Here is a 17,955-nt window from a genome sequence, read left to right on the forward strand (position 1 = left end):
GGACGTTTCCAACTGTGGCTGAGCTTACGTTTTTGTTTGTTGGCCTACGCAATGTTGCGCTGGTTTTGCTATCACAATCGGTTTCGTTACTTGCGGAAGCCGGTAAGTTTGAAAAAGCCCCAAAAGCTAGGTAACTAGCCCTATTGAATAGCGCAGCAGAAAGCCCGGCTTTCTGGTATCTTGCCGGTATAATCTCAACCAAACCCTTACAATGCGTACCCACCGCACAGCAAAATTCCTCGCCCCCGCGCTACTGGCCTCCCTGGCCCTGGCCAGTGCCTGCCAGAGCAACAGCCCCAAAACCGAAGGTGAAACCGCCGCGGCCGGCACCGCCGCCGACTCGGCCCAGCAGGCTCCCGCAAGCGACTCGACGGGTAAGAAGTTCCTCTCGCAGCCGCTGGTGCGCGACATCTTCACCGCCGACCCGTCGGCGCACGTCTTCAACGGCAAAATCTACATCTACCCCTCGCACGACATCGAAACGGGGATGCCGGAGAACGACAACGGCGACCATTTTGCCATGCGTGACTACCGCATCCTGTCGATGGACAGCCCCGAGGGGAAAGTGACCGACCACGGCGTCGCGCTTGATGTGAAGGATGTGCCGTGGGCGAAGCGCCAGATGTGGGCGCCCGACGCGGCCTTCAAGGATGGCACGTACTTCCTGTACTTCCCCGTGAAAGACAAGCAGGACATCTTCCGCATGGGCGTGGCAACCAGCAAGAGCCCTACGGGGCCGTTCAAGGCTGATCCGCAGCCGATTCCGGGCAGCTACAGCATCGACCCGGCCGTATTTGCCGACACCGATGGCAATGCCTACATGTACTTTGGCGGCATTTGGGGCGGACAGCTCCAGCGCTGGCGCACAGCCAAATACGACTCCACCATTGCTCCGAATCAGCCCGCCAACGAGGTGGCTATCGGCCCACGCTTTGCCCGCATGAGCAAAGACATGCGTAAGTTCGACGGCCCGGTGCAGGAGATTAAGATTCTGGACGAAAACGGCAAGCCTCTGCTGGCCGGCGACACCAAGAAGCGCTTCTTCGAGGGCGCCTGGATGCACAAGTACAACAACAAGTACTACCTCACGTACTCGACCGGCGACACGCACCTGCTGGTGTACGCCATCGGCGACAAGCCGCAAGGCCCGTTCACGTATAAAGGCGTGCTGATGAACCCCGTACAGGGCTGGACCACGCACCACTCCATCATCGAGTTCAACGGCAAGTGGTACATTTTCTACCACGATACGCAGCTCTCCAACAAAACCTGGCTGCGTAACGTCAAAGTCACGGAGATGAAGCGCAACACCGACGGCACGATCGAAACGATCAATCCGGAAGGCTAGCCTGTAGCGCGAAGCCTGTGCTTCGCGTGTCGTTGAACGACTGGCTACTAGGTCGTACTAACGTCATCGTTCTGCGATACGCGAAGCGCAGACTTCGCGCTACATTCCAAACGGCCTCTTCGCTTTAAGCGGGGAGGCCGTTCATTTTGTACCTAGCTTACGCCGACTTATGCAAGCTACCTCCACCGTTTTCCTCGTGCGCCCGACGCGGTTTTCTTTCAATGCTGAAACCGCCGCGTCCAACTTCTTTCAGCAAAACCTAGGTGGCCTGACGCCGGAAGTTATTCAGGCGCAGGCTTTTGCCGAGTTCGATGCGGCTGTGGCAACGCTGCGGGCAACAGGCGTGCAGGTGCTGGTGTTTGAGGATACGCCCATGCCGCCCAAGCCCGACGCCGTGTTTCCGAACAACTGGCTCACCTTGCACCCCGACGGCCGCGTGCTGCTCTACCCGATGTGCGCGCCCAACCGTCGCCCCGAGCGTCGGCCCGATATTCTGGCAAAGCTAGGTCAGCAGTTCACCATCACCGAAGTCGTTGATCTGTCGCACCATGAGCAGGAGGGAAGGTTCCTGGAAGGCACGGGCAGCATCCTCTTCGACCACACGCACCGTGTAGCCTACGCCTGCCTCTCGCCGCGCACCGATGCAGCCTTATTCGCCGAAGTTGCTGCCAAGCTAGGTTACCGGCCGGTGCCTTTCCACGCCCACGATCAGCAAGGACAGCCAATCTATCACACCAACGTGATGATGTGCATCGGACCTAGGTTTGCGGTGGTGTGCCTGGCCAGCATCACCGATGCGCGGGAGCGGTCGGCCGTAAGTGCTTCGCTTACGGCAACCGGGCACGAGCTGGTAGATATCACGCTGGAGCAAGTCGCGCGTTTTGCCGGCAACATGCTTGCGCTGCGCGGGGCTGCTGCTGAGCTACTGGTACTCTCCCAGCAAGCCTACGACGCCCTCACCACCGCACAACGACAGACCCTAGGTCGCTACGCGGAGCTGGTACCGCTGGCTATTCCGACCATCGAAACCATCGGAGGCGGCAGCGCCCGGTGCATGTTGGCGGAGGTGTTTCTGCCGGAAGCGTGACGCGGCACCTGGTCAGATAAGAGCGACGCCCCGGTAAAGCCGGCCGTAGGGGCCTGACTTACCGGGGCGTCGCTTTTTTAGCGGTATTTGTCTTTTGCTTCTTGCAGCAGCTCAACCTAGGTTCTTACTGCAAGGGGTCGAAGGCGCCACCCCAGTCTTTATTCTGCACCAAGCTAGGGTTGTTGTCGATAGCCGACTGCGGGATGGCGAAGAAGTAGTAATTATTCTTCCAGTTGATGGAGTACTTCGTATCCAGGTCTTTGAACTTGATTTCGAAGTAGTTCTTATACGCTTCATCCAAGTCCACATTATCGCGGTTAGCGGCGAAGGTAGAGGGTACCCCGGTCGTTTTGAGGTTGATGGTGACGCCCTGGCGTTTCTTCCCATTCAAGGTTTTCTCAATCAGCTTCCAGCGGCGCAAATCCCAGAAGCGCTTGCCCTCAAAGGCAAACTCAACCTGCCGCTCGGAGAGAATGGCGTCGAACATCTCGGCGCGGCTCATGCCGGCTTTCAGGCCGTAGTTGCCGTCGGCGCCTGCTTCGATGCCGGCGCGCTTGCGGATGGCTTTCAGCTGCGTGTAGCCTTCGGCCGTGTTGTTTACGCCGCAGGCGCTTTCGGCCAGGTTCAGCAGCACTTCGGCGTAGCGGATCTCAATCCAGTCGGTGCCCACAAACTGCGCATCAGCAATACCGACAGTAGGGTTAATGGCTTTTCGCGTGTAGAAACCGGTGTTGCTAGCTCTGGCTTCTACCGTCTTGCCGCCGGCGAAATACGTCCATACTTTATAGGAAGTGTTGCCGTTCAGGGGCCAGGTGGCGCCGTTGTAGGCAATGGTTTTGCCGAAGCGCGGGTCGCGGTTTTTGTAAAACAGCTGGTCGGAGTAGCTGTACTTGGTCGATTCGCCGGGTTTCTTGCCGTCGAGCATCGGGAAGGCTTTCACCATCTCCCAGGTGGGCTGCCAGGAGCCGCCGCCCGTGCCCGTATATGAGGGCCGGGCCCCGTTGTCGTAGGAGTTACTTTTCTTGCTCTGGTCGCCGGTGGCGGTGTTGAAGCCCGTTATCATGACGGCTTCCGGGTTGCTGTTATTCTCCTGAAACCAAAGCTGATCGAAGGAAGAATGCAGGCCCGCGCCGTTGGCGCTCAGGATGGCTACGGCTTGTTTGCCGGCGTCGTAGGCTTCCTGCCATTTGGCTTGGTTGTCGGTTGGGTTGAACTGTGGACTGGCCGCATACAGCAGCACGCGGGCCTTGAAGGCAGCCGCGGCGCCCTTCGTAATCTTGCCCCATTCGGCGGAAGCAGTCCACTTGCCAGGCAGGAACATGATGGCCGAATCCAGGTCGCTCTTGATTTGCGAAAAGGTTTCGGCGGTGGTGTTGCGGGGCAGATAGGTCGCCTCGCGGGCATCGGGCCCTACGGCGTCGAGCGGCTTAAGCACCAGCGGAACCCCGCCGTAAATGCGGACCAGATCGAAGTAGCGCCAGGCGCGGAAGAAGTAGGCTTGGGCCCGCAGCTTGTTCTTGGTGTACTGCGGCAGCGGGCCATTGTTGGCCGCCGCCAGAAACGCATTGATAATGCGGATCTTACCGTAGTTGCTGGTAGCATTCAGCGCGGTGCCGAAGTCGGCTACATCGTTGAGCTGAATGGTGCCTTCAAAATACTTGCTCTCGCCGGCGCTTTCATCCGACAGAATGCTGGGGTTCGTGCTGGCCAGGCCTGTCGTGCCGATACCCGCCCAGAGTGGCAGATTCTGGTCGTAGATATAGCTCAGGTTCAGGTCGGCCAGCGTCGAGTCTTTGAAGATCAGGGCTTCGTTGGTGGAACCTAGGTCGATTTTATCCAGCGCCTTTTCGCAGCTGGTCAGCAGCATCAGCAGGGCGGCGCAAGCCGTAGCGGCAGTTTTATAGCAGAAGTTCATCTCGGTGGGAAGATTATAGGCCAATGTTCAGACCCAAGGACAGCGAGCGGATGGTGGGGTAGGCATCGTAGCTACCCGAATACACTTTGTAGCTGTAAGGATTGTAGAAATTGAGCGGGTTCACGGCTACGAAGAACACCTTCAGGCTGCTCATGCCGATGTGGCTGGCGATGTTGACGGGCAGGTTGTAGGAGACGGTGGCGTTGCGCATCCCAGCCGAGAAGGCATTCCGGAACCAGAACGACGAGTTGACGTCGTAGCTCTCCACGTAGTAAGGATTGGGATACGCCGCATTGGGGTTATCCTTCGTCCAGTGGTCGGCCCAGAACTCGGGGCGGTTGGAGGTAGCTGTGGCCTGCTTGCGGGCGGCGCCCTCTACCTGAGCCTGGCCGCCAAACGAAGCCCCCATTACTACTTGCACGCTCAGGCCCCGGAAGCTCAGGCTAGGATTGAAGCCAACGCTGTAGTGGCTGTTGGCACGCTTGGCGATAATCTCCTGGTCGGCATCCGTGATTATACCATCGGGGGCGGTGTAGTTGCCGTCGGCGTCTTTCGGGCCGCGGATGTCCTGGTAGTAGAGCATGCCCGCCATGGGCTTCTTGCCGAAAATCGTATAGTCCTTTTGGTTCTTCTCCTTTTGATTCACCGCGTAGTTGTCGGCTTCTTCCTGGCTGCGGAACATACCTAGGTAGCGGTAGCCTTCAATGCCTAGGTCAGTGGAGCGCCCGGTGGGGTCGTTGTACTGCCCAATCTTGCCTTTCTCCACGTCGACCTTGATGTTCTTGGCGTCGTTCCAGGTGAAGAATGTGTTGATGCGGTACGACCAGTCCTGGGTGATGCGGTCGGCGTAGCTCAGTGATATTTCGTAGCCATAGCCGTTCACGGTCGAGAAGTTCTCCGACGGCAGCGTGGCCCCGATCAGCAGTGGCGCCGAGGCGCTCAGGGCCGTCAGCATGTTGTAGCGGTGGTCGTAGAAGGCATCCGCGGTGAACGACAGGCGGTTGTTGAGGAACTGCATGTCGATGCCGGCGTTGTACTTGATGTTGTCGTCCCAGCGCGCCTTGCGGTTGGCCATCGCATTGTTGGGCGAAGCCGTCAGTGTACGGTCACTGTTGCCGCCAAACACGGCCCCTTTGCCTTGCTGAATCTGGTAGCTGGCCAGCCAGTTGTAGGCCCTGGTAGCATCACCACCTAGGTGCCCGACGGAGCCGCGGAGCTTGAGGAAGTTGATTGCCCGGATGTTGTTCTTAAAGAAGGACTCGTCGGAGGCAATCCAGCCCGCCGACACCGACGGGAACGCGCCCCAGCGGTACTCCGGCGCGAAGTTGGTGGAGGCATCGTAGCGCACCGAGGCTTCGAGCAGGTAGCGGTTGTCGAAGTTGTAGTTGACGCGGCCGGCGTAAGAGAGCGTCCCCGATTCCGATTCTGACTCATTGGCCGTCTGCGTGCCGATGGCGTAGCGCATGTTGTCGAGGCCGCCAATGATGACGCCCTCCGCCATGGCGGCTACGTTATCCACGTGCGTTTCCGATTGCTCGAAGAAGGCAATAGCCGATACCTGATGCCGCCCAAACTTGCGGTCGTAGTTGATATAGCCGTTCAGCTGATAGCTGTCGAAATAGCTAGGGTTCATCCGCACCCGGTCGCCGTTGTTCAACGATACAACTTTCGGCGGCGCGCCACCCGTCGGCGTGCCGTAGATATGCCTGTGCCCGCCTGTCATCGCGTACTGGTACACGTTGTACTTGGTGCCGTACTGCTTACCAAAGCTGTTATCCATGGTTTTGCTGTACACGGCGCGCATCTTCAGCCCTTTGATAAACGGCAGCTCGTAGTCGATATTAGCGTTCAGGTTCAGGCCCGTGTTGCGGGTAGCGGTGTAATTGTTCGACTTCTGCACCTCAAAGAAGTGGAAAGCATCAATTGAGTTGGCGTTGCCAGTGGAAAGCAGGACGGGCAAGCCATCAACATAAGCCGGATTGAACTGCGGCGTGAAGAGCAAGCTCTTCATGTCGTTCTCCGCATTCTCGCCGCCCTGCTTGAGGTAGTACATCTTCTTCTGGTACAAATCCCCGCTGAGCGACAAGCCTGCCTTCAAACCACGCGTGACGTTGACATCGGTGCTGGCCCGGAAGGTCCACTTGTTAGCGTCGACGTTGTCGAAGTTGGCGTTCTGGTAGTTATAGGAAACGCCCGCGAAGTAGGTTGCCCGTTCGCTGCCGCCGCTTACGTTCAGGGCGTGGCGCGTCACCATAGCTGGTTTCCAGGCCTGCTTCAGCCAGTTGGTGTTGTTCTGCTGGAAATGATCCAGCTCGTCCTGCGTGTAGATCGAGTTATCCGTATCGAGCTTGCCGCCAGCCCTGTTCATGTCGTTGAGATAGATGGCCTGCTGATAGCCATTCATCATGGAGGGCAGGCGCACGGCATCCGCCGAACCCACCGAGCCGCTGTAGCTGAACTTAGGAGCGCCTGCTTTACCGCGGCGCGTGGTCACCATCACCACGCCCTGGTTGCCTCTAGCGCCATAAATAGCAGCAGCGGCGTCTTTCAGCACTGAAATTGACTCAACCTCCGATTGGTCGAGGATGTTGAAGTCGTCCTCCGTCCGCACAATGTTGTCGATAACGAACAGCGGGCGCAGCGTCCCGCCATCTTTCGACAAGATGATAGGGTTACGCACCGTAATCTGGCCGTTGTCGCCGGGGCGGCCGGTGCCGCCGCTCACGCCCACGCCCGGCATCTGGCCTTGTAGCGCCGTCGATAAGCTGCCCACGGGCAGTTCCTGAATGGTTTTCATATCCACGGTAGCCACCGAGCCGGTCAGGCTAACCTTGGTTTGGGCCCCGTAGCCTACCACCACCACCTCATTCAGCGCGGCCGCATCGTCCACCAGCGTCACGGTGATGATGGGGCGGCCATTCACGGCTATTTCCTGAGTTTTGAAGCCAATGGAGCTGAATACCAGCGTTTCCTTGCCCGTTTCCAGTTCCAGCCGGAAAGAGCCGTCGGGGTTTGTAACGGTACCGTTCTTGGTGCCTTTCACCACCACCGTCACCCCCGGAATGCCGGCGCCTTTCGCATCTTTTACCGTTCCTCCCACGCCGTTGGCGACTGAGGCGGCCAGCGCGGAGTGCAGAGTCGTGGGTTCGCTGCCGGCAGCATAGGTGGGATTGATGCCCAGCAGGAAGCCGGCCAACAACGCACAGGCCAGGCGAGTTGGGGGGCTAAGGGTGGGAGGAAGCTGCGCTTGTAGAAGATGGATCATAGCAAATGGATGGGAGTGAGGTGTTAAAATCCTACAATCGGGAGGGGTTAGTTGCTGGCGTTGCCAGCGGCGGCGCGGCGTTCAGCCCAGTCTTTGCCTGCTTGCTTCATGTCGATGCCAGCGGCTGACAGGTAGTTGTTGATCTTGCCTTTATACTTGCCGAACCAAGCGTGTTTCTCCTGTGACGTGCCGCCATCCATGGCGTGCTCACGGGCTTCGGTCAGCCAAGCCAGGATCTGGGTTTTCTGGGCTTCAGTCAGGGTGGGCAGCATCTCCTGGTAGGCCCGCATCGTGAGGGGCAGCACGCCGTAGGTCATGCCATCCTTCACCTGGTCAACCTGCTCCGGCGTTAGGGCCTTCGACAGCTTGCTCACGTACTTCTTGTGCAGCTTCGCTACGTCGGCAGTAACGGCGGCCTCGATTTTCTGCTTTTCGGCAGCCGTGCTTTCATCCTGCGGCTTGGCTTTAAGCGCGGTAAGCTGCGTCTTTTTGTGCTCGTAAATCTCGTTGAGCTGCCGATACTGCCCGGCAATCAGGTCGCGCACCTGGGGCGCTTTCTTAGCATCCAGCCCATTAATCTTCTCGACAATCTTACCGGCGCGCTCCGTAATCGTGCGGGTATAAGCCGCCTCAGCTGTTTCGGTTGGCTGCGCTTGTGCCCAAGCTAGACTAGGGGTGCTGGCAGCGAGAATTCCGGCTAAAAATAAGCTTCGGATAATGTTTGGCATGGCTGGTTTGTAACTGCGATAATGACAGCAAGTTACGTCCTCACCCCAGGGAGGCGCATCCAGATTTTTACCAACTTATTGTAGGAAATTGTCATAGATGAAGCTTTCATGAACGCTAATCGAGCGTGAATGCTAACATCGGCAACTTCCGGTTGGGTTTGTGCTACTAGAAGGATACCGCAAACGTTACCGGAAAAACCGCTCAATCACCGGTTAAGCTGACCTTCGGCAATAGCTTCGACCACCGGCAGGTCCGGCGCAGTCTGTCCTTCGGCTGGCACCGCGTGCCTACGCCAGTAATTTGCCAGAATGGAGCCCGAAATATTCATCCAGGGGCTGAACACGGCCGCCGGTAGCCCGACGGTACCTAGCTTGCCCATGCTGCCCGCCAGGCCCGACGCCATGCCGCCGTTTTGCAGCCCTACCTCAAAGGCAACCGTACGCGCCGAGTTTTTATCCAGGCGAGCCAGCCTACTGAACCAGTAGCCAAAAAAGTAACCAGCCGCGTTGTGAATCACCGACGTAAGAAACAGCAGAAATCCAACGCGCAGCAGGTTGTCGCGCCCTGCGGCCGTCGTAACGGCGGTGAAGTAAATAATGCCGAACATTGACAGATAGGGCATAATGGCATCAAGCTTCGGGTAGCCTTTTGCTACTTGATGGTAGACTACGCCCACCACCAGCGCCGCCGCCAAAAAGCCCAGAACTTCCAGCATCTGAAGGGCTTCGGGGCTGCCAATGCTCGTTTCAAAAAAGCGCCACAAGCCACCTAGACCCAAAGCCGCCAGCCAAGCTATTGAAAGGAAAGCTAGCCCCCACACGGTGCGTCGACCGCGGGGCGAAGCCGTCTTGAGATAGTCGTGCAGCAGGGCCGCAAAAATCGGAACAATAACAATTTTGATGATTTCCATCATCATGTTCACGAACTTGATTTCAATCAGTGTGCCGGCTAATAGCTTCAGCAGCAAGGGTGTTAGGAAAGGCGCAACCAGCGTAGCCATGGCTGTCACGACCACCGACAGCACCATGTTGGCCCGCGCCAGGTACACCATTACATTAGAAGCTAGCCCACTCGAACAGGAGCCAATCAGGATGATGCCGGCCGCAATTTCGGGCTCGAAGTGAAACACTTTCGTGAGCAGCAAGCCCATGAGCGGCATCACCGAAAAGTGGCAGAGCAAGCCAATCAGCACGCCTTTGCCGGTGGAGCCTAGCCCGGAAAAGTCGCGGATGCTCATCTGAATGCCCATCCCGAACATCACCAGCTGCACGACAAACAGAATCAGCCATTTGTTGCGCAAATCGAAGTCGCCCCACTTCGTGAAAGCTGCTGGATAAACCATGCCTGCTACCACCGCCACGATGATCCAGGCCGTATACTGATAGGGTCGGAGCAGCGGTATAGCCTTGATGCCTAGGGCAAAACTAACGGCCAGAATAACAGCCGCTGGTTGCCAAAGCGCCGCTTCCTGTCGCACAATACCCGCCAGCAACACGGCCACTGCTACGCCACAAATAACTAAACAGAGCTGGGAAATGCGGTTCATCATTGAGGAATAGCAGGATTGTTTTTGTTACATTTTGCGCCGCTGAACTGCGTAGAGACGCAAAAATATTGCGTCTCTACAGCAGCTCTTTCGCTAGGTGCTTCACCGCAATAGCTGGGCTCGCTAGAATCGGTACTTTCCTGTCGGCTTCATCGAGCGTGTCGACTACCCGTGCCATGGAGGCTTGTGCAAGCAGGACCACGTCTACTTTGGTCACGAGGTCTTTCAGAGCCGCGGCCACCATGGCGTCGTGCTGGGCCGCGTCGCCGCTCATCAGGGCATCGAAAGCGCCTTCGCACAGCACCGAGGTAAGCTCGATGTCTTTGCCGGCCAGCACGGCGCGGCGCTGCACTAGGTCGCTGGTCGGACCTAGGGTAGTGGGTAAGGTTGCAATGACGCCAATGCGTCGGCCAGCCTGGACGGCTTGGTCGGCCATGGGCTGATCCACGCGCAGCACGGGTACTTTGGTCAGCGCGGCCGACGCCTCCACGGCCGCCCCGATGGAGGAGCAGGTCACGAGAATGTAATCGGCGCCGCCTGCTTCGGCCGAGCCCACGTAGTTCACCACGCGCCGGGCGTTGTCGGGTGTCAGCTCACCCTCCTTAATAACCTTCTTGATCAGGCTGTCATCGATAATGTTAAACGTCTGCACGCCCGGCAGATACTCGTTGCAGAGCTGTTGAAAAACCGGCACCAAGGTGGCCGAAGTATGAATGATTCCTAAGGTTTTGGTCATATACAATCTTGGTTTTTGACAGTGAAGAACATGAAGCTTTGACTTTCTGATGTGCTAACTTCCTACAATCTTCCTTCGAGGAGCACCCCGAAATAATCCGGCGCACCCACCTGGCCGCCTTTAAAGTTTACTTCGACGTGGTGCAGAGGCGAACCGGGGGCAGCAGCCCGACACAGCGGCGCCCCTGGGCAGAGCGGGGCTATCATTTCCACGGCTTCAATGCCCATGGCGCGGGCGGCATAGCTGGAGGTATCGCCGCCCGCCACTACGACTCGCTGAATGCCAGTCTGCTGCGCTATTTCTCTCCCGATCACACCTAGGATGGTACCTAGCTTTTCGGCGGCCAAACTTTGCTCGGGTGGGGCCGCACTACCATTTGTGTGCACCACCACGCTTTGACCCTGTTTAAGTAAAGCAACGGCCGCTTGCTGGTAGCAGCGTACTTCTGAGCTCATATCTTCCTGAGCCGCCAGCCGGTGAGCATCCAGCACAACCTCGGCAAAACCGTTGGCCTTGGCCCAGGCTATCTGCCCCGCCGTAACGGGCGAACAGCTTCCCGACAACACCAACAACGGCGCCGCCCGGCCAGGGCTAGGCCATTCCGTTACCGGCGTCAGCACGTTGTTTTGCGCCCAAAACTTGCCCAACGCCATTTCCACGCCCGACGACCCAACGGAGAACAGCGGCTTTTCCGGCGTGGTGTAGTAGTCAAGCGTCTCGCCAATGCCTAGCAATTGTTCCTCATACAAGGCGTCAAACAGGATAACTTCGGCGCCTTCCTGCACCTGCGCGGCCAGCGTTGCTTGAATCTCCGGTTGTGGCTTCGCGATTTGCAGAATGTCGAGCAGACCTAGCTTTTTGCTGGTTTGCTTGGCTAAGTGCAGCCGCAAGTCACTCTCATCGGCCGGCGTGATGGGGTGCTGGCGCATCGACGGATGCCGGTCGAGGCGGAAGATGGCGCCGTTGCTGCCGATTCCCATGCGGGCAAATAGATTTCCGAACACACAATACCGACCTAGGGTTGGCGCCGCGACCAGCAACGGCACGAACTCGTTGCCGAAAACCGTCTGTCCTACGTCAATGGCCCGGCCGATGCTGCCAATCATCGGCGATGAATCGAAGGTAGAGCACACCTTATAATGTACGTGCCGGGAACCTAGCTTTTGAAGGTCGGCAAAAGCTGCTTGCAACGTGGTTTGCATAGCCTCGGGCGGCATGGCGCGGGTCAGGCCGGCCACGCCGATGGCGTTAAGCTCGGGGTAGTTGGCTAGCTGCGCCAACGTCGGCGGCTCGATGAACAGCGCCGTTTTGGCCCCAGCCCGGCTGAGGAACTCCAGCGCATCGGTCGAGCCAGTGAAGTCGTCGCCGTAGTAGGCAAGGAGGAGGGGGCTGTTCATTGGCCGCCAAACTTTTCGACCGACTTCGCAAACTCGGGGTACTGATGGGCGGCTTCCGGCACGCTTAGCCCATCGACGGCCGCCTGCCAGGCTTGCTGTAGCGCCAGCACGCCCGCTTTCGGACCCATCGGGTGAGCCAGGATGCCGCCGCCGGCCATGTAGAGCAAGTCGGTGGTTTGAGTGCGGCGGTAGGTTTCGGGCGCCTGCCCGCCCCACTGCCCTGACGACACCACTGGCAGCACCGAATAGCCGCCCAGCAGCGGCGTCAAACAAGCCTTAATAGACTGCACCACACTATCATCCGACTCCCAAAACTTGTTCTGAATGCCGTTGACGTGAATCTGATCGACGCCCGCCAGCCGCCACAGTTTCTGATACGCCATAAACTCGATACCTAGCAACGGGTGCCGCGTCAGCATGCCCCAGCCGTTGCGGTGCCCGTGAATAGCCAACGCGCGCTGGTCGCAGATTTTCTTGGTGCCGGCCAGGCCCACACTGTTCAGACTGACCATGGCGCAGGTGCCGCCGCTGGTCACCACTTTCTCGTAGCGGCGCAGCATCTCGTCGATTTCGCCGCTGATGTTGAAGGCATACATCACCTTCTTGCCGGTGCGGTCGGCGTGGCGGTTGACGACGTCCATCACCGCGTCCACGCGTGCCTCGAAGGGCGAGTTGGCGGCAGCGGCTTGCAGCTCATCATCCTTCACGAAGTCGATGCCGGCTTCGGCAAGCGAGGCGACCAGGTCGGCGGTTTGCTGGGGCGTCAGGCCGATGCTAGGTTTGATGATGGTGCCAATGAGCGGCCGCTCGTACACTTGGGTTAGCTCGCGGCAGCCTTCAATGCCGAACGCCGGTCCGGCGTAATGATCTGCATACGAAGCGGGTATATCAATATCCAGCAGCTTCAACCCGGTAAACTGGCGGATTTCATACAAGTTGCCCTGCAGGGTAGAAACGAGCACCGGCAGGTTATAGCCAAAGTTCTCAATCGACCACGACACCTTTACCAGCGCCCGGGTATACACGCCCGAACCCTGCGCGGGGCTCGGTATGGCGGGTTGCTTAACCGTTTCCAGGTGCTCCACCGACTCCACGCGGGCGGCAAACCGCTGCTTCAGTTCCGCCGTTTCGCCCGGCACCGCCACAAACGTCCCAGACGACTGCTCGCCCGCCAGCACTGCCGCGGCGGCTTCCGGGCTGAAGGGTGTTTCGATATAGTAAGTAGCGGTGATGCGTTCCATGAAGTTGGTGTTGTAGGAACGCGCCACGGCGCGTTCAATCGTTGCTGACGCGTCCAATCATTGCCGACGCGTTCAATCGTTGTTGATACGTTCAGTTCTGCCAAAAATCGTTCAGGCGGTGCAGGCGCCGAACGCGCTGTGGCGCGTTCCTACGTAGTTAGCTAGCTTGGAAAATCGACTTCAGATAGGCCGTATTCGCGCCGAAGTTCTTCTTGACGTTGCGCGGGTCGTTGGCGTCGCGCGAGCGTTCAATCACCAGCCAGCCTTGCCAGTTCATGTCGGTCAGGGTCTGCTTCACGCGGTTCATGTCCAGGCGCGTGTTGTTCTGGAGCCACACGCCGTCTTCGTCGGTGCAGTGCATCTGGCAGATCCTCTTGGGACCTAGGATCTTCAACTCCTCGTTCAGGTCGCGACCAGCTTTCAGCGGATTCGAGAAGTTGAAGTAAATCTGGATGTGCTTGGAGTTGATGTCGTGCAGCAGCTCCACCTCACCTTTGGCATCCAGCGCCGTTTCAATGCCGATAACAACGCCGGCTTTCTTCGCCATCTTACCCACCACTTTCAGACGCTCCACGATGGCGGGGCGCAGCTCGGGGTTCTTCACCAGGTCGCCTTGAGTGCCGAGGGGCAGAAACGCCACCTTCACATTCATGGCCTTCATCGTGTCGATGCAATCCTGCACCATGCGCTGGTACGTGGGGCGGGTGGCAAACGACTGCGCGTAAAAACCCGTCATGGCCAACGAGCAGATTTCCAGGTTCAGCTCCTTGGCTTTATCGAGAAACTGTTGGCGGATTTCCGGCTTCGCCAGCTGACTATCAAACGTTTCACGCTGACCTAGGCCGCCCATATCAATTTCAACTCCATCGGCCCCAATGTCTTTGGTGAGCTGAAGGGCACCTAGCTTTTGCCGCTTCAGAATCATCAGGTCTACCACGGCAATCTTGTAGGTGAGCTTTTTCGGCTTGGCCTTTAAGAGGTTAGGCAACAACAAGCCCCCGGTAAGCAGCAGACTGCTTTTTAGAAAAGTGCGACGGGTGAGGGAGTTAGTGGACATGGGGGCGAGGAGGATTGAGGACGTTTTTAGCCCGCAGAAGGCGCAGTGTTTTCGCAGAGGGCGCAGAGTCGTTCTAGAGCAGCCTCAGCGTCTTCTGCGAAAACACTGCGTCCTCTGCGGGCTAAAAACGCATGGGTTTACTTGCTAGCTTTCAGTTCTATATCTGGCTTATCGGTGCGGAAAGGCCGAGCCGGCAGGCCAGACGTCGAGAACAGGTTTGGTTGTGCGGCCTCGTCCCAGCCGAAGCGGACGGCCACCGGGCTAGGTACACTCTTCGCCGAAACCAGCACCTGCTTTCCCTTTATGCGCGCCTGCGCCGGCACGAAAACACCATCGGCACCAGCTACCATAAAGTCGGTAAGAGGCTTGCCATCTTTGCTGATCAGCCGCCCGGTCGTTGGTTCAAATGAAAGCGTAGCAACCTTGCCTTTCACCGTCATGCTGCGGTACACCGGCGAGACAGATATATCTTTCCATTCGTAGGTAGAAGCCAGAGCCAGCCGCGCCAGCCGCCGCCCGATTTCCCACTTATAAGGCGGGTGGATGTCGCTGAGGTTGGTAGCTAGGTCCGTCGTGACGATCAGGCCAGTGTTAGGCACTTGCAAGACAGCTTCTTGCGCCTCCCTGAATTTCGGCAGCGTTTCCTTGGACCGTACCACCGTTGAGGTCGATTCGGAGTACTTGAACGGGGCGAGCTGCACGTAGTAGAAGGGCAGGCCAGGGTCGTGCCACGCGGCGCGCCAGCTCTGAATCAGCGTCGTCATCTTGTGCGTGTAGGTCGTCGTTTCGGACAGGAAACAGTTGGTCTCGCCTTGGTACCACAGAAATCCTTTTACCGTGAACGGCGCCAGCGGCCGGATCATCGGCTCGTAGAACTTGCCGGGGTCGCCCTCCACTTTTTGGCTGGCATAGTAAGTGTCCGCCTGAAACGCTTCCACCGAAATCCAGGGCTCGATGCGGCTGCCGGGCACGGCCGATGAAATGACGCCCACCGGCACCCCTAGCTTTTGGTGCAGCTCTTTGGCGAAGAAATAAGCCGGCGCCGAAAACGACCGCAATGCCGAATCCTGGGCGATGCTCCAGCCGCGGTGCAGCGAATCGGGCTTGGCTAGCTCTTTCCGGTTGACCAGGAAAATGCGAATGGCCGGGTCGTGGGCGCGCTCCAATTCATGTACGGCGCTGCTGTCGGCGGTGGGCGGCAGCTTCACTTTGCTGTTTTTGCGCATGGTGTACTCCATGTTCGATTGGCCGGAGCACAGCCACACTTCGCCCACCAGCACGTCGTGCAGCCGGATGGTGTTGCTACCGCTGATGACCAGTTCGGCCGGCACAGCGGAGGCCGCCAGCGGTTGCATCGTCACCTGCCAGTTGCCGGCGGCATCCGCAACGGTGCGCGGCTGCTGCCCCGCAAACTGCACCGCCACCGACTCGCCCGGCGCCGCTTTGCCCCAGATGGTTACGGGCTTATTGCGCTGCAACACCATGTTGTGGCCCAACACCCTAGGCAATACAATCCTAGCCTGCGCTGGTAGTGCCAAGGCAAGGAGCAACACCCAGAATAGTCCGTTTTTTAGCATTCTCTTAGGTTTGCGCGGCTTGTAGGAACGCGCCCCGGCGCGTTCGTCGTCCGCGCCGCCCGCATGACCCTGGACGAAAATCAATTATTGCTCAACGGATAGTAGGAACGCGCCGTGGCACGTTCCTACTATCCGTTGATGCTCCTAAAACCTAGGTTATTTCTGGCTTATCGTCTTGTCCGGCGAAAAGGCCTTGGCCTCTTTCTTTCGGCTCACCGACTTCGATGACGAGCCTGAGGGTTTCACCTCCTTAATCGGCACCACGCTGTTGAGGTAGTTTTCAATGTTGGTGTAGCCGTCCTTGCCTTTCACGAGGCTAGCATCGGTGGCGCTGTTAGGGTTCAGGCCGTGCTTCTTTTCGTAGTCGTCGGGCATACCGTCTTTATCCGAGTCCGTGTAGGGCGTGCCGGCGTAGGTTGGGTAGCCGCCCACCTGAATGGGGTCGGTGATGATGCCTTGCTTGTACGAATCGATGGGCAGGCGGCGGTGCTTGAACTGCGTGGTGGGCAGCGCCACGCCTTCTTTGTAGTCAATCTTGCCGGTTTGCACCTGCTTCACTACCCGCGTATCGACCGGGTCGCGCTTCGGGAGGGTAGCACCAGCGTTTTCCAGCACGTAGGAGTAGGCTTTTTCGGCAGGCACGATGGTCAGCTCCGGCATTGGCAGGGGCTGATTTACCCGCATGTTGGCCGTGTACTCGCCCGCATTCGGCAGCTCCTCCACCTGCACGCCACCATCCCAGTTGTCCTTGGTAACCTTGGCATTACCATCTACAATATTGCCCTCCACGTAGGCGCGGCCGTAAGTATGATACTTCAGCTTGCTGCGGCCCGATTCCGGCTTGAGAATCCGGTGACCGATGGGCGTGTCTTTCGGCGTAGAAGGGCCGGGCTTGTAGTAGTTGTTGATAATATTGTACATGGCCCGGTAGTCGCCGCCGTCGGTGGAGCGGTGCACCCAGTTGAATACCACGTTGTTGGCGAAGTTGAAAATGCCGTTCCAGCCAATCGACGGGTTGCGGCCCGCGTTGTCGGCCCACAGGTTGCGCATAAACGTGCAGTTCTCGCCACCCAGGGTGCTGCCAAACGCGTGATTCCAGGTGTCAAGCGACTCCGAGAAGATCGAGTTCTGAATGGTGATGTTCACCGTACCTAGCTTCTGCTCCGGGATGCCGGTGCTGTCGTTGTACATGTGGCGGTACATCGACATGTTCTCGTCCAGGCCCCAGCTGGCCGAAACGTGGTCAATCATGATGTTGCCGATCGGGTTGCCCCCGATGGCGTCGTCGCGGCGGCCCACGTTGGTTTCGCCCCGGCGGAAGCGCATATACCTGATAATCACGTCGTGGGTGTTAATCCAAACTGATTCGCCCGCCACGCACACGCCATCACCGGGCGCCGTCTGGCCCGCAATGGTGATGTAAGGAGCGCGAATCATCAGCGGGCTTTTCAGGCGAATAATGCCGGCCACGTTGAACACCACCGTGCGGGCGCCGCCCTGCTCGCAGGCTTCGCGCAGCGTACCGGGGCCGCTGTCTTCCAAACTCGTCACGACATACACCTTGCCGCCGCGGCCCCCAAACGAATGAGCGCCACCGCCTTCAGCCCCCGGAAAAGCTAGCAGGGGCGACTGCGGCAGATCAATCGGGCGGGCTGCCCACGGAATGTAGGGCTTGCCTTGCAGGGCTTCCTGCTTGATAATCGGGTAGGCCTTATTCCAGGCAATATCCGACTGGCGCCGGGCCTCGGTCATGAGCGCATCGCTGGCTTTCTGCACGTCGGACGGAATCTGCGGATACTGCGCCAACGCAACCTGTTGCGTCGATACGAAAGCGGCTAAGGCGCAAAAGGAAGCAAGGTGTTTTTTCATGAACTGCGTGGGTTTTTTAACCGCAGCTAAGTAAGACTACAAAACCCGCCGACACCTATACCATTTTTTCGACCCTCTGTAGGATATTATCATTCGTGATTGTGGAGGTGCGTAACTGGCTTGCTCAGAGGCAAAAGCCGGAGAATTTTGCCTCTGAGCCAGTTCATGATAGGCGGTGAAGATGCTAG

At 58.3% G+C, this 17,955-nt stretch carries 12 protein-coding genes; 2 read left to right on the top strand and 10 right to left on the bottom strand.

The features are described 5' to 3' along the window. Nucleotides 1-211 precede the first annotated feature (211 nt). Both IEX74_RS11775 and ctlX read left to right on the top strand, forming a co-directional pair. Nucleotides 212-1,348 (top strand): glycoside hydrolase family 43 protein, encoded by a 1,137-nt coding sequence (locus IEX74_RS11775; protein WP_188814200.1) that lies wholly within the window; start codon nt 212-214, stop codon nt 1,346-1,348. Nucleotides 1,349-1,517: 169 nt separating this feature from the next. After that, the gene (gene ctlX, locus IEX74_RS11780; protein WP_188814201.1) at nt 1,518-2,435 is read left to right on the top strand and encodes a citrulline utilization hydrolase CtlX; all 918 of its coding nucleotides are present in this window, start codon (nt 1,518-1,520) and stop codon (nt 2,433-2,435) included. 124 nt (nt 2,436-2,559) lie between these two features. Here ctlX and IEX74_RS11785 read toward each other — a convergent pair whose 3' ends face one another. From IEX74_RS11785 to IEX74_RS11830, 10 genes are all read right to left on the bottom strand, one after another. Next, entirely contained in the window at nt 2,560-4,350 is a 1,791-nt protein-coding gene (locus IEX74_RS11785) for a RagB/SusD family nutrient uptake outer membrane protein (RefSeq protein WP_188814202.1), read from the bottom strand. Between the two features lie 13 nt (nt 4,351-4,363). Continuing rightward, nucleotides 4,364-7,615: a SusC/RagA family TonB-linked outer membrane protein gene (locus tag IEX74_RS11790; RefSeq protein ID WP_188814203.1), complete on the bottom strand. Its 3,252-nt coding sequence runs from the start codon at nt 7,613-7,615 to the stop codon at nt 4,364-4,366. A gap of 47 nt (nt 7,616-7,662) precedes the next feature. Then, complete coding sequence (locus IEX74_RS11795; RefSeq protein ID WP_188814204.1) at nt 7,663-8,343, bottom strand: DUF3826 domain-containing protein; 681 nt, start codon at nt 8,341-8,343, stop codon at nt 7,663-7,665. Nucleotides 8,344-8,549: 206 nt separating this feature from the next. Beyond that, the gene (locus IEX74_RS11800) at nt 8,550-9,890 is read right to left on the bottom strand and encodes a bile acid:sodium symporter family protein (protein ID WP_188814529.1); all 1,341 of its coding nucleotides are present in this window, start codon (nt 9,888-9,890) and stop codon (nt 8,550-8,552) included. 76 nt (nt 9,891-9,966) lie between these two features. Further along, on the bottom strand, nt 9,967-10,626 hold the full coding sequence (locus tag IEX74_RS11805) for an aspartate/glutamate racemase family protein (RefSeq protein ID WP_188814205.1): 660 nt from the start codon (nt 10,624-10,626) through the stop codon (nt 9,967-9,969). Nucleotides 10,627-10,688: 62 nt separating this feature from the next. Further along, nucleotides 10,689-12,023, bottom strand: a complete 1,335-nt coding sequence (locus IEX74_RS11810) for a four-carbon acid sugar kinase family protein (RefSeq protein ID WP_188814206.1) — start codon at nt 12,021-12,023, stop codon at nt 10,689-10,691. After that, nucleotides 12,020-13,264, bottom strand: coding sequence for a ribulose-bisphosphate carboxylase large subunit family protein (locus IEX74_RS11815; protein WP_188814207.1), 1,245 nt, complete (start codon nt 13,262-13,264; stop codon nt 12,020-12,022). The genes IEX74_RS11810 and IEX74_RS11815 overlap by 4 nt, the downstream gene beginning before the upstream one ends. 157 nt (nt 13,265-13,421) lie before the next feature. Then, entirely contained in the window at nt 13,422-14,321 is a 900-nt protein-coding gene (locus IEX74_RS11820; protein WP_188814208.1) for a sugar phosphate isomerase/epimerase family protein, read from the bottom strand. A gap of 137 nt (nt 14,322-14,458) precedes the next feature. Continuing rightward, entirely contained in the window at nt 14,459-15,898 is a 1,440-nt protein-coding gene (locus IEX74_RS11825) for a sialate O-acetylesterase (RefSeq protein WP_229755236.1), read from the bottom strand. Nucleotides 15,899-16,054: 156 nt separating this feature from the next. After that, nucleotides 16,055-17,767: a pectate lyase family protein gene (locus IEX74_RS11830; RefSeq protein ID WP_229755237.1), complete on the bottom strand. Its 1,713-nt coding sequence runs from the start codon at nt 17,765-17,767 to the stop codon at nt 16,055-16,057. Nucleotides 17,768-17,955 lie beyond the last annotated feature (188 nt).

This window comes from Hymenobacter cavernae (assembly GCF_014641455.1).
Lineage (GTDB): Bacteria > Bacteroidota > Bacteroidia > Cytophagales > Hymenobacteraceae > Hymenobacter > Hymenobacter cavernae.

Excerpts from the sequence above, each read along its gene's own strand:
- IEX74_RS11820 (WP_188814208.1), bottom strand. The coding sequence starts at position 14,321 with ATGTCCACTAACTCCCTCACCCGTCGCACTTTTCTAAAAAGCAGTCTG.
- IEX74_RS11825 (WP_229755236.1), bottom strand. The coding sequence starts at position 15,898 with ATGCTAAAAAACGGACTATTCTGGGTGTTGCTCCTTGCCTTGGCACTA.
- IEX74_RS11775 (WP_188814200.1), top strand. The coding sequence starts at position 212 with ATGCGTACCCACCGCACAGCAAAATTCCTCGCCCCCGCGCTACTGGCC.
- IEX74_RS11800 (WP_188814529.1), bottom strand. The coding sequence starts at position 9,890 with ATGAACCGCATTTCCCAGCTCTGTTTAGTTATTTGTGGCGTAGCAGTG.
- IEX74_RS11785 (WP_188814202.1), bottom strand. The coding sequence starts at position 4,350 with ATGAACTTCTGCTATAAAACTGCCGCTACGGCTTGCGCCGCCCTGCTG.
- IEX74_RS11830 (WP_229755237.1), bottom strand. The coding sequence starts at position 17,767 with ATGAAAAAACACCTTGCTTCCTTTTGCGCCTTAGCCGCTTTCGTATCG.
- IEX74_RS11790 (WP_188814203.1), bottom strand. The coding sequence starts at position 7,615 with ATGATCCATCTTCTACAAGCGCAGCTTCCTCCCACCCTTAGCCCCCCA.
- IEX74_RS11805 (WP_188814205.1), bottom strand. The coding sequence starts at position 10,626 with ATGACCAAAACCTTAGGAATCATTCATACTTCGGCCACCTTGGTGCCG.
- IEX74_RS11795 (WP_188814204.1), bottom strand. The coding sequence starts at position 8,343 with ATGCCAAACATTATCCGAAGCTTATTTTTAGCCGGAATTCTCGCTGCC.
- IEX74_RS11810 (WP_188814206.1), bottom strand. The coding sequence starts at position 12,023 with ATGAACAGCCCCCTCCTCCTTGCCTACTACGGCGACGACTTCACTGGC.
- ctlX (WP_188814201.1), top strand. The coding sequence starts at position 1,518 with ATGCAAGCTACCTCCACCGTTTTCCTCGTGCGCCCGACGCGGTTTTCT.
- IEX74_RS11815 (WP_188814207.1), bottom strand. The coding sequence starts at position 13,264 with ATGGAACGCATCACCGCTACTTACTATATCGAAACACCCTTCAGCCCG.